The organism is Psychrobacter sp. JCM 18901, from assembly GCF_000586435.1.
Classification (GTDB): Bacteria; Pseudomonadota; Gammaproteobacteria; order Pseudomonadales; family Moraxellaceae; genus Psychrobacter.
The window spans coordinates 1-12,434 of record NZ_BAWH01000008.1 but is presented as its reverse complement, the minus strand read 5'-3'; the positions used below and the strand labels follow the sequence as shown (position 1 = coordinate 12,434).

The window sequence follows — 12,434 nt, the reverse complement described above, 5'->3', positions numbered from 1 at the left end:
ACCACTGCTACCTTTGTAACCTTTCGTTTACTTATTGCTCTTACTCAATAGCAAATCGGACTTTTTCCTCACATAGCCCCTACAGTAGTAACATTTTATGTTTACTTTTGCGTCCGGGGAGTGTTTACAATAGGCTTATCAAAACTTGTAACACATTATAAATATTAATAATATTAGGAGAATAACATGAGCTTTATTTGGATGATTATTGTAGGTTTAGTCGCAGGTTTATTAGCACGTGCCATCAAACCAGGTAACGACCCTATGGGTTGGATTATGACTATCGTATTGGGTATCGTTGGTGCAATGCTAGGTGGTTTCCTAGCTGGCCTAATTGGTATTAACGCTGATGGCGGTTTCACTGGTCTTATATTCTCAGTAATTGGTGCAATTATCCTACTGTTCTTATATGAAATGATTGTAAGCAAACGCCGTGCCTAATGACCGCATATAGTTAGCAGTCACACAAAACAATCAAAGAAGCCTCGCACTAAGCGAGTTTTTTTTGTATCAATAAACATAAGCCTCTCTATTCTACAGACTTATAAAACCTGATATGAACAGGAAAGTATTGATAAGCATTACTTTTGTCCCCATTTATCTTATAATACCAACCCTATTTTGTCCCTATCATTGAGGTGAGCGTTATGGCACTACTCCCTATCTTAAGTTACCCAGATCCTCGCTTGCGTACTATCGCCAAGCCTGTCAAGGAAGTGACTGCTGAAATCAAAACCTTAATCGCAGACATGATCGAGACGATGTATGATGCTCAAGGCATTGGGCTTGCAGCCAGTCAAGTGGATCATCATATTCAGCTTATCGTTATGGATTTGTCTGAAGACAAAAGCTCTCCTAGAGTTTTTATCAATCCAAAAGTCACGCCACTGGTAGAAGAAAAGCAACCGTATGAAGAAGGCTGCTTATCTGTACCTGATGTCTATGACAAGGTCGAGCGTCCTAATAAAGTCCGTATTGAAGCGTTAGACGGTAACGGTGAGGTCATCGACGAAGTCGTTGAAGGACTGCTTGCTGTTTGTATCCAGCATGAAATGGATCACCTAAATGGCGTAATCTTCGTTGACTACTTGTCTCGTCTTAAACAGACTCGTGCTCGTGATAAAGTTCGCAAAGTTCTTAAAATACGCGAAAAGCAAGAAGCTCAATCAGCAGAAAAACAGACACAAGCCGTCAATTCTTAAAGCCCTACTCTTTATTCTTATCTTTTTTATTTCGTCTTTATCGTTCACATAGTTACGTCTACAGTGGGTGTTAATATTTAGCATTCACTGTTTGGCGATAATTTTTCTAACCGATACAGTTTCCACAAAAGGTTTACTACTATGACAATGATCAAAATTGACCAATATTTTGAACCTGCCAGCTGGCAGAAATTTACCAAGCTGCTGAAGGTCGCGAGACGCCTTTTTTTAGTAGTTGACCTTAGTCGTATCGAAACCAAATACCATGAAATGGTAAGCCTGTTTCCTAATGCAAAACTGCATTATGCAATGAAAGCTAGCCCTGCGGTGGAAGTAATCGACCTATTGGCAAACCTTGGTTCAAACTTTGACTGCGCCTCTATCTATGAGCTTGATCGCGTGCTTGGTTGCGGCGTTGAGCATCTCGTATCTCATATGGCAACACCATCAAAAAAAGCTGAGCATGTCAAATATGCTTTTGAGAAAGGCATCGATCTATATGCGACTGACTCAGAAGCGGATCTAAAAAACATTGCCAAACACGCTCCAGGTTCTAAAATATTTGTTCGTATCTTGGTTCAAGGCTCAGAGACAGCAGAGTGGCCATTATCACGTAAGTTTGGTTGCCACCCTAATATGGCAATCGACCTACTGGTTCAAGCACGTGAGTTGGGCTTGGTTCCTTATGGTATCTCGTTCCACGTCGGTAGCCAGCAAAAAGACGTCGCTGCATGGGATGATGCATTATCCAAAGTTAAATATATGTTTGACTGGATGAAGAACGAAGAAGGCATCAAGCTACAAATGATTAATTTGGGCGGCGGCTTCCCGACTAATTACATCAGCGAAGTCAACCCTATCAAAGTCTATGCGGAAGAGATTACCAGCTATCTGACTGACGACTATAATGATGACGACATGCCGGAGATTATTTTAGAGCCGGGTCGTTCGTTGGTTGGTGGTTCAGGCGTTTTGGTCAGTGATGTGGTACTGATCTCTCGTAAGTCTGATACCGATTTGACTCGTTGGGTATATACCGACGTTGGTCTATTCCAAGGCTTAATCGAGACGCTAGGTGAAGCTATCAAGTACCCTGTCTATACGCCTAAGATGGAGACGTCTACCAGCGAAGGTACAGTAGTACTGGCAGGCCCAACCTGTGATTCAACTGATATTATGTATGAAGAAGCAGGTTATCAGCTACCAGAAGAGCTTGAGATTGGTGATAAAATCTACTGGCTCACTACTGGTGCTTATACCAATTCGTACTCATCGGTAGAGTTCAATGGTTTCCCACCGCTAGAAGTGGTTTATATTGACTAGTACTTAATGCTACTCCACAAAAAAGCGCGGCACGGTTAATACCCGTATCGCGCTTTTTTTTGTACGTAACGATTTCATAACTAGTCAACTCGTAAGGAAATAGGCACGCTATTGTTGTTATTAATAGTTCGGCTACCGTTACTGGTACTACTGCTTGAGTTTTGTGAAATCTGTCCAATCGTTACCCATTGTCCACGTGGCACGATCATCGTACTGTTCAATCTTTGACCTCGAATAGCATTGCTAGCACTGTTAGTATTATTAGTAGAACTCATTTGATTATAAGGTGAATTCAGCTGCACTAACCTTTCTTCTACTTGGGAGAGTTGTATTTCCACCTGCCCGCTAGGCAACAGTCTTGGTGTGACGGCAATCCCTTGTGTCGTTGGCAGTAGTATTTGCTGCTGAATCACGATCTGTGGTTTGAAGTCGTGACTAGCTGAACGATGATAAGTTGAATGATTATTAGTATTATAGGTTTGAGTCAGTGAGTAGAGCGTACCTGTGCTGATACTCGCCGCACTGCCAGATAGTGTTTGTACTTGATATAGATTACTACTCTGCTGCTGGCTGCTACGCTGACTAATAACCCCTGCACCTTGGATACCGCGATTGGTAATAATGACCTGACTTTGGTGAATATTACCTTGCTCGCTACTACTATTGCCAACACGTACGGCGACCGTCAATGCCTGTGGCTGACGGTCAATCTGAGACAATAACTGCTGTACTACCTGATAATTACGTGCGGTCGTCCGCAGTACCAGTTTATCTTGATAGGTAGTCACCGTACCACCGTCTGCGCTACTATTTAATTGCTGCCTTACTGCAGGTAACAGATTAGCCCCACCATAAGTATGGATAACATAGGTTTGAGAAGTACTGGCTTGTACGGTTACTGGTAGAACCGCTAGACTCAGTGCAAAGGCTGATAGGCTTGCAAGGTTGGTGGTACAAAAAGTATTTATCAGTTTATGCCTAACATAACGTTTGATACTATTCATACCTGCTCCCTTGCTGCTATTAAGTCATCAGTCATCACGCTATAGTCAATCATCAACCATTAACTATAAATAGTCGTTAGTCACTTAATCCAAGTACATCTTGCATGTTGTACTGACCTACTTCCTGCTCAACGACCCAAGTTGCGGCACGCACTGCACCAGCGGCAAATGTCATGCGCGCACGTGCACGATGGGTAATCTCAACCACTTCACCATCTGCGATGAACATCACAGTATGGTCGCCTACGATTTCGCCACCACGTACTGCATGAATACCAATTGTTCCAGATTTGCGCTCGCCAGTTTGTCCTTCGCGGCCATAAATAGCGACGTCTTTTAGGTTCTGTCCGCGCGCTTCCGCGACGGCTTCGGCCATCATATACGCCGTACCAGAAGGCGCATCAATTTTATGCTTATGATGTGCCTCAATGATTTCTACATCAGCATCATTACCAAACGCTTTGGCAGCCATACCGAGTAGCTTCAATGATAAATTAACGCCTGTCGAATAGTTGCCCGCATATACGATAGTTATTTTCTCACTTGCTTTTGCCAGTACTTGTTCTTGCTGTTCATTGAATCCTGTGGTACCGATGACCATAGCTACATTATGCTCAGCACAAACTTGCATGTTTTTTTCAGTGGCGTCAGGCAAGCTAAAATCAATCAGTACATCAATATCATCAATCACAGCGGCTAAGTCATCAACGATTTGCACATTTAAATGGCCGATAGCAGCAACTTCGCCGGCATCAGCACCGACTAGGCTAGAGCCTTGACGCTCAATCGCTGCTTTTAATGTAGTTTGCGGGTTATTCTGTACTGCCTCAATAAGCATACGACCCATACGCCCGCCTGCACCGATTACCCCAACGTTGATAGATTTATTATTCGATTGTTCGCTCATGTTTTTACCTTAGATGTTTTATATTTGGTGAAATTATTTTTGACCATATTTATCGTAAGTTTAGCAAATATCATCACATGAATGGCTTTTTATACCATCAATAAAAAGCCCAAAGGTTTCATGTGAAACCTTTGGGCTTAGTTTAATACTAGCTACTTAGTTAGACTGTTTCTTAATCGAACAAGTCGCCGATTTTCTTGAAGAATGACTTTTTATGTGGCGACTGTTGATGCTTGCTATCGTCATCCAAAGTGTCTTGGAATTGGCGTAGCAAGTCTTTTTGCTCACGAGTCAGATTCACTGGCGTTTCGATAACCACACGGCAAATCAAGTCACCTTTCATGGTAGTACGGACTGGCGTTACGCCTTTGCCGCGTACACGCAGTAATTTACCGCTTTGCGTACCTTCTGCCACTTTGATTTTCACTTTGCCATCTAAGGTTGGGATTTCGACTTCTTTACCCAATGCTGCATCAGTGATACTTACCGGTACATCCATATATAGGTCAGCACCTTGACGGGTGAATACATTGTGCTGTTTGACGCGTACTTCGACATATAGATCGCCGTTTTGTACGCCAGCGCCGCCCGCTTCGCCCTCGCCTGCTAGACGAACGCGATCACCATCATCGACGCTGCAGGGATAGAGACTTCTAACGTGCGTGATTTGTCTTTTACGCCATTGCCATGACAGTCCGAACAAGGTTTTTGATCTGTTTACCAGTACCGCCGCAATGAGGACAAGCTTGCTGTACCGCAAAGAAACCTTGCTGCATACGTACTTGGCCTTGACCATGACAAGTCTGACAGGTGACCACATCAGAAGCATTTTTTTGCCCCTTTACCATCACAAGTATCACAAGGCGCAGGAGCCGTGAAACTGATTTCTTTTTTTGCAGCCACGTACAGCTTCTTCTAATGTCAGCTCAATCACATAACGCAAGTCAGAGCCGCGACGCGAACGCCCACCGCCGCCACCACGCTGCTGACCGAAAATATCACCGAAGTTACCAAAGATATCGCCGAAGATATCTTGGAAGTTACCGCCACCTGCGCCGCCGAAGCCGCCGCCACCCATGCCGTTTTCAAAGGCTGCATGGCCCATACGGTCGTAGGCCGAACGTTTCTCTTCATCGCTCAATACTTCATAAGCCATTGAAGCTTCTTTGAATTTGTCTTCCGAATCAGGATCATCAGAGTTGCGATCTGGATGGTATTTCATGGCAAGCTTACGGTAGGCTCGCTTAATTTCTTTGCTGTCAGCGGTCTTGCTGACACCTAATATTTCATAAAAATCGCGCTTACTCATGCTCTCTCCTATCGTCTTTACAGCCACACCGGTTCGTCAAATCATCAGCTCAATTGATAATTGTCTTAATCTTATTCATGACTCTTAGCTAACGGATACGTATAGCGTTTCACATGAAACATTACAACTCACATGCTATAGAACCATGATGCTTAAACTTAACCAACAAATACGGTGAAGGCTACTTAGCCAAATCAATTATAAAAAGTTTGCGCTATTTATGGAGATGGTCTGCTGATTTATCAAGCTCTTAAATAATGAAATTAGCAGTTGGCATTGCTGCGGCAAAAGCCAAACGATTTATTAAGGTTACTGCAAAGCTTTTCGTACCTGAGCGGTGCCCAGTCGTGCTAATATTTACCGCCACATCTACGGTCATTTATACTCATAGTGATGACGATTGCGACAAGGTATCAAGTCTTATGAAAAAGCTGGTTATTCTATTAATCATCATTGCGGTAGCAGTGTATGCAGGCTCGCCTTATTACAGCGCTTATCAGCTCAAAAACGCTTATGATGATAAAGACGGTGCCACTATCGCAGCGGCTATTGATTATGAGCAAGTGCGACCAAGCGTCCAAAATCAGCTAACCAGCCAATTTGCGACGACAATGACTAAGTACCCACTAATTTCTGAATTGGGTGGTGAGCCGTTGACCCAAGCCGCGAATGGTTTTATCGCGCAGGCAGTTGAAGGGGCCATCACGCCGCAAAATATCGAAAAAGTGATTAATACCCAAGGTCAAGCCAATACAGCAACCAAAGAGCTAGCCGCAGCATGGGCCATCGCTAGCGATCAAGTTGACTTGAAAAACCTAATTCAAAGCTTAATCATTCAGCGCGGTGATGTCGATGCCGTGGTCAAAAGCCAAATACAGCAAGTCATGAAAAAACAAGCGGCAGAACTTGAGCAGCAAGTAGCCCAAGGCAATGACAGTGAAAAGCCAACGCTTAGCTACTGCGGTATTAATTGCTTTAGTATTAGTGGTCAGGTAAAAGGCTACCCTCTCACTATCGAGATGCAGCGTGAAGGGCTTATCAATTGGAAAATCGTTGATATCGTCTTACCATAAATTATTTAAGACAGCTTTTGAGATGCAAAAATGTCTGAATAGAACCATAAAAAACCGCCTTATGAACTGATTCATAAGGCGGTTTTTTTTACGTTGTTTAGCAGTCCAATACCTTAAAGTTTTGAATTATTGAAACATTTAACCATACCAGTCGATTATTCAACGCCCAAGAATTCTAGAAATTCTGGACTCTCAAAACTCGCCTGATATAGCACGCCATCTTCACGGTAGATTGCAGGTGTCGCCATCACCGCGAGTCCAGCGGCTTTTTCACGATTGGGTATCACATGGTCAACTGTACAACTTGCTGATGCAGATGTCATTTCACCCTGTAGCATCGCCTTATCAAATGCCTGTCGACGACTGTCTTCATCCGCTTGGCACCAGATACCACGCATCTGCTTCGGTGACGCCTCATATATCGGATAGCCGATGACATTGACCGTCACGCCTTTTGCATTGAGCGAGGGCACTTTCTGATGCAGTCGGCGGCAGTAAGGGCAATTCACATCATCCGCCACATAGATAACGGCTCTTTCAGTAGTGGTTGCTGGATAAGTAATCAGTTGGCTTTTGTCCAATGACGCAAACACAGACTGGTTTTTATGTTTTTCAAAGTTCTCATCAAGGCCGATAAACTGACCATTTTCGATGACTGATATTTCGCCATCGGTAATATACTGCGCATCGTCCGATAGTAAAAACGGCACCCCTTCTAGCGTTGCGCCCCAGATGACACCCGGTACTGCGGTATAAAAGAAGGGGGTTTTAGCACTCATGTTCTTAAGCGCAGCCATATTTTCTAGCATATTTGATTTGACTGAGGCAATGACAGGTTCGCCTACCTGCGCACTCGTGCTACGTAATGGTGTTTTGGTGACAACTTGCTTACTTGGATTCTTCTGTAGCTCACCCTGAATGACGTAGCGACCATCTTCGGTGATGTGCAGCGGCAACTGGCCAGCCAAATTGACTTGATACATATTGGGCAGTTTGGACGGCAAAATAGAAGTAATCTGTGTTTTGATGCCTGCTTGGGTCAATATTTGACGCAAACGCTTATCGACAGTCGCATTCACTGTTTGAGCTACTTAAAAATTTGTAGTGTTTTGCGTTACGTTATTGCTATTAGCATCCGCTGAACTTGGCTGAGCGCAAGCAGTGGTTGCTAATAGTATGACGCTGATTAGGCTAGCGGACTTTAATACAGGTAATGTCACAGAGAGATTCCTATCTGGTTTTTAATCATGACGATTTTCGATATTAAGACCAATTCCAAAGCTACCACTCACTGAAAGGTAGCAATCCATTTTCTGATTAGTCAGATTTCTGGAATTGGTTTAAGGGTTGTCTGTCATAAAAATATAGATAAAAAAAGACTGTAGCATATGGGATAGTTTTGCAAAGTAAAAAAATGGCTAATATCGCAAAACTGCTACTTGGCTTTAAGAGATAGGCAACACAGTAGATAGTAGACATAAATACAATATAGCAGACCGCAAAAAGCAGCACACTGGGTAGCGGCTGCTAATGGGTTTAAAACGATAATTTTAATACGAGTATCAATGCAAAGGCTTAATAATTTCAGTGCTTACTTCTTAAAACTTGGCAACTTCTTCTGGCGTTAAGAAACGGCTATCGCCTTTTTCTAGGCCTTCTAGATTGATATGACCGATACTAGCGCGGTGCAGCTCAGTGACTCGATTACCGAAGTAACCCATCATACGTTTGACCTGATGGTATTTGCCCTGCTCTAATGTCAGACGTGCATGTTTTTCATCAATGAACTCAAGAACAGCAGGCTTGGTTGGCTCGTAATCCCCTTCAAGCAAGATGCCTTCAGCCACTTTCTTAACGGCTTTTTCTTGTGCATCACTATCCATTGCATCTGCCAAAGTCAGCTCGTACACCTTTGCATGCTCGTGCTTAGGACTAGTGACACGGTGCAGCCAGCCGCCATCATCACTCATCAGCAATGCGCCAGTGGTATCGACATCGAGACGCCCAGCGATACGCAAGCTGCCCAATTCTGGTACAGCAATCAGTTCAGTGACGATTGGATATTCTTTAACTTTTAGCGTGCACTCGAAGCCTTCAGGCTTATACAATAAGATATAGCGATTACCCGCAGCGACCGACAACGGCTCGCCTGCCCACATCACATCATCATTGACCACATCGACATGTAGGCCAGGATCTTTGACTACTTGATCGTTTACGGTGATTTCGCCGGCGTGCATGATCTTTTTTTGACTCTTTACGCGACAGCTCGGTGGCTTTACTAATGAATTTATCTAAACGCATACTATTTACTACCATCGGTTTTATTATACCAGCCCTAAATCAGAAATTAACGACGCCAGCACTCAGCCGTGAGCGGCTCATTATCTTCGATGGTTAGAAATGGTACTATAATGAAAAATTAAATGAACACTGTGCCCAATACAAAGCCAGTGAAAGTCAGACCAGTTTAACATATCCAACCTAAGCCTGATGAAATATGAGCTATCAAACGTTAAAACGTGCCGTTACCACGCGACTCGAAATTAAAAAAATCTGAGTTTATTGCTTATGCCTATCCGGTGACCTCTCGCGGGCAAGCAATGTTTCACGTGGAACAACTACGCGAGCAATATCCCGATGCACGGCATTTCTGCTGGGCATACATCATCGGTGATCCAGATAATACCACTAGTGCTGGTTTCGATGATGATGGTGAGCCAAGCGGTACGGCAGGCAGGCCGATATTGAATGTACTGCAGCATAAGTCGATCGGCAACGTAATTGTCATCGTGGTGCGTTACTTCGGTGGTATCAAATTGGGTGCTGGCGGTCTCACCCGTGCTTATGCGGCTCTGCTCAAGCGGCCGTCGACGAGATGATACTAAACCTTATGTACCGATGACCCAGATTCAGATACTGGCAGAGTTTGCCACCGAAGCCCAATGCCGCTATATGATAGAGAGCCTTGGCGGTCATATCGACGATGTCTCCTATAGCAAACAAGTGACCTTAACCGCCACACTCGCTAAAGCAGATGTCCAAAACCTAAAAGAGCGACTTGCGATGGATGGTCGAGTATTGAACAATTCAGAAGACTAAAAAAATTCTGACTAACTACTTATCGGCCGTTTCAGATAGTTCTCTTTTCAATATATTTATTTGTTAGATTTTTCAGTAGCTGTTTTCAGTAATCATGCGTTCACTGAAAATTATTGGTTTTCACAGGTACTGACGTTATGATAAAAAACCCTTATCACACTACTCTATTTGTTTTTCCACGATTATTAAATAAGACCAATATATGTCAACTTCAACCAAACCTTTTTCTCCAGCACCTTTTAAGCCGCCATTTTGGCTGATCAATCCCCATCTACAAAGCATCTTACCCAAGTTTTTTGCGCCAAAGGCACCGACCTACCGCCGTGTGGTCGAAAAAGACTCACTGGACGAGAGCGATATTGCCTATGACTTTTATGATGCGCATCCTGTAGAAGCATCAAAAGATGGCGAGCTTGAGCAAACCCCATTGATTGTGCTATTTCATGGTATGGAAGGCAGTAGCGATAGCCATTATGCTCGCGCACTCGCATATCAAATGCATGCGCAAGGCTGGCATTTTGTGGTGGTACACTTTCGTAGTTGTGGCGGTATTCCAGCTAATGGTCGAGTTTTTTTATAATGCGGGTGATACTGCCGAGGTGCATCACGCGCTACAGAACTTACGTGCGCAGTATGCCAATATCTATGCGGTTGGTGTCTCATTAGGTGGCAATGCACTGGCCAAATACATGGGCGAATATGAGGACAAAGTCCTATGTAAAGGTGCTGTTGTCATCTCCGCGCCAGTCGATATGTCTTCAGCTGCCATTACTATGCACAGCTTTTTGAGTCATCGTATCTATACGCCTTATCTGCTTAACCCAATTATCAAAAAAGCATTGGCAAACGATCTCACGCAAGATGAGATCAATTCTATCAAAGCTGCCAATCGTATCAGTGATTTCGATGATATCTTTACTGCGCCGCGTCACGGATATCGCTCAAAAAAACGACTATTACCATACCGCGTCCGCCATGCCGTATTTGCGCAACGTTACTCACCCTCTGCTATTAATCAGTGCAAAAGACGATCCTTTTATTGGCTTCACTGCTACCCCAAATGATGTCTCTGAGAGTGTCACTATCTTAGATACTGAGCACGGTGGCACATCGGTTATCTACGTTATCGCTCAGACAATGGGCAGTCCAAAAGCAAATCGTCTGTCACCAATGATAAAGAGTCGAAGACTTCAAAATTCGATATTAACTGGATACCTGAGACGGTCAGCGCTTATTTTAATTGGATTGGTGTGGCTTCTACTAGCGAAACATCTCAAGATGTAGTCTCTAACAATAAATAATTACTGTCATCAATGAAAAAATAATAACGCCAATGTTTATAACCTTTTGAGAGTGTTTTATGTACCCATTTATCCGTTATGCTAGCACCATTGCTCATGCTGCCTTAAAAGCAAAAAGGGCGACACACTGACATTTAAAGATACCAGTGAGATTCAGTTTCGCTGCCGCTTATCCGATATAGATAATTTTTTTGGAGATGAATAACGGCCGCGTATTTACGCTTTATGATTTGGGTCGTATGGACTTTGCAGTACGGACTGGTCTTGGCAAGCAGTTGTTAAAACAACGCTGGGGTTTGGTCATCGCTGGCAGCACTATTCAATACCGTAAGCGTATTCGCGCCTTTCAAAAAGTCACACTCAAAACTAAAATCGTCGGTATCGATGCGCGCTGGCTCTATATCGAACAATCAATGTGGGTCAAGGGCCAGCCCTGCTCATCTGGACTACTGCGTACCGGTGTGACCAAAGGTGGCAGAGTGATCGACACGGCACAAGTACTGGCTGCACTTGGCCAATCTGACTGGGATCTACCGCCAACGGGTTACGTGGCTGAGTGGATCAAAAGTGATGCTGATCGTCCGTGGCCGCCTGTCGATACAGCTGACTAACTTAACTTTATAAGCTAGAAATCCATCACTTTTGATTTATCTAACAGATAGTACAAGCAAGAAACCTTATAGCTACTATTTCATAACAACTCATTATATAAATAAATATAATAAATGTTAGGATAGTGGAGAGTACATACTCAGACAAAACAAATATAGTCCTATAAGGAGAATAATATGGCTAACACGACGGATTTTGTCGGCACGTTATTTGATAATAGCGAATCAAACCCAAGCAAAATTACTTTAGCATTTACCATGGCAGGCGTGGCACTGAAAAAAAGCCATTCTGCTACTGTGATATTAATGGTGGATGCGGTGCATCTGGCAAAACCAAACGCGCTAGACAATGTAGATATCGGCGATCCGTTCGAGCCAGCTGGTGAGTTACTAGAAGCTTTATCGAAAAAGGTGGCCAAGTATTGGTCTGCGGCGCTTGTATGAAACACAACGGTGTAGAAGAGTCAGATATCGACAAGCGCTTTGAAGTGATTAGCGGTGATGATGTGGTTGAGCTGTTGATGAATGCGAAAGGGTCGTTGCAGTTGAATTAGGACATAAGCAAATTCAGTTAATCAAGCTATAGAAGTGAGTCAGTTTCT

At 43.6% G+C, this 12,434-nt stretch carries 8 protein-coding genes and 5 pseudogenes; 8 read left to right on the top strand and 5 right to left on the bottom strand.

What is annotated here, in order from left to right; all coding sequences use genetic code 11:
• The first annotated feature begins 186 nt into the window (after nucleotides 1–186).
• From TT11_RS07535 to TT11_RS07525, 3 genes are all read left to right on the top strand, one after another.
• The gene (locus TT11_RS07535; RefSeq protein ID WP_261869879.1) at nucleotides 187–441 is read left to right on the top strand and encodes a GlsB/YeaQ/YmgE family stress response membrane protein; all 255 of its coding nucleotides are present in this window, start codon (nucleotides 187–189) and stop codon (nucleotides 439–441) included.
• A gap of 206 nt (nucleotides 442–647) precedes the next feature.
• The gene (def, locus tag TT11_RS07530) at nucleotides 648–1,202 is read left to right on the top strand and encodes a peptide deformylase (RefSeq protein ID WP_057757649.1); all 555 of its coding nucleotides are present in this window, start codon (nucleotides 648–650) and stop codon (nucleotides 1,200–1,202) included.
• Nucleotides 1,203–1,343: 141 nt separating this feature from the next.
• Nucleotides 1,344–2,525 carry a type III PLP-dependent enzyme gene (locus TT11_RS07525; RefSeq protein ID WP_261869878.1) on the top strand — a complete coding sequence of 394 codons (1,182 nt, stop codon included), beginning with the start codon at nucleotides 1,344–1,346 and terminating at the stop codon, nucleotides 2,523–2,525.
• A gap of 80 nt (nucleotides 2,526–2,605) precedes the next feature.
• Here the strand turns inward: TT11_RS07525 and TT11_RS07520 are convergent, their stop codons facing one another.
• The 3 genes and pseudogenes from TT11_RS07520 to dnaJ all read right to left on the bottom strand — a co-directional run bounded on the left by TT11_RS07520 (nucleotide 2,606) and on the right by dnaJ (nucleotide 5,745).
• The gene (locus TT11_RS07520; protein ID WP_261869876.1) at nucleotides 2,606–3,529 is read right to left on the bottom strand and encodes a hypothetical protein; all 924 of its coding nucleotides are present in this window, start codon (nucleotides 3,527–3,529) and stop codon (nucleotides 2,606–2,608) included.
• A gap of 76 nt (nucleotides 3,530–3,605) precedes the next feature.
• A complete protein-coding gene (gene dapB, locus TT11_RS07515; protein ID WP_261869874.1) occupies nucleotides 3,606–4,436 on the bottom strand; it encodes a 4-hydroxy-tetrahydrodipicolinate reductase in 831 nt (276 codons plus the stop codon).
• A gap of 172 nt (nucleotides 4,437–4,608) precedes the next feature.
• Nucleotides 4,609–5,745, bottom strand: a pseudogene (gene dnaJ / locus TT11_RS07510) (molecular chaperone DnaJ).
• A gap of 257 nt (nucleotides 5,746–6,002) precedes the next feature.
• Here dnaJ and TT11_RS07505 point away from each other — a divergent pair.
• Nucleotides 6,003–6,818 (top strand): DUF2939 domain-containing protein, encoded by an 816-nt coding sequence (locus TT11_RS07505; RefSeq protein ID WP_261869872.1) that lies wholly within the window; start codon nucleotides 6,003–6,005, stop codon nucleotides 6,816–6,818.
• A gap of 155 nt (nucleotides 6,819–6,973) precedes the next feature.
• Here TT11_RS07505 and TT11_RS07500 read toward each other — a convergent pair whose 3' ends face one another.
• Nucleotides 6,974–7,897 (bottom strand): disulfide isomerase DsbC N-terminal domain-containing protein, encoded by a 924-nt coding sequence (locus TT11_RS07500; RefSeq protein ID WP_261869870.1) that lies wholly within the window; start codon nucleotides 7,895–7,897, stop codon nucleotides 6,974–6,976.
• Nucleotides 7,898–8,416: 519 nt separating this feature from the next.
• Nucleotides 8,417–9,122 (bottom strand): annotated as a pseudogene (locus TT11_RS07495) (pseudouridine synthase).
• A gap of 196 nt (nucleotides 9,123–9,318) precedes the next feature.
• Here TT11_RS07495 and TT11_RS07490 point away from each other — a divergent pair.
• The 4 genes and pseudogenes from TT11_RS07490 to TT11_RS07475 all read left to right on the top strand — a co-directional run bounded on the left by TT11_RS07490 (nucleotide 9,319) and on the right by TT11_RS07475 (nucleotide 12,386).
• A pseudogene (locus TT11_RS07490) lies at nucleotides 9,319–9,920 on the top strand (YigZ family protein).
• Between the two features lie 202 nt (nucleotides 9,921–10,122).
• Nucleotides 10,123–11,221 (top strand): annotated as a pseudogene (locus TT11_RS07485) (YheT family hydrolase).
• 197 nt (nucleotides 11,222–11,418) lie between these two features.
• Nucleotides 11,419–11,832: an acyl-CoA thioesterase gene (locus tag TT11_RS07480; protein ID WP_261869869.1), complete on the top strand. Its 414-nt coding sequence runs from the start codon at nucleotides 11,419–11,421 to the stop codon at nucleotides 11,830–11,832.
• Nucleotides 11,833–12,009: 177 nt separating this feature from the next.
• Nucleotides 12,010–12,386 (top strand): annotated as a pseudogene (locus TT11_RS07475) (DsrE family protein).
• Nucleotides 12,387–12,434: the final 48 nt, after the last annotated feature.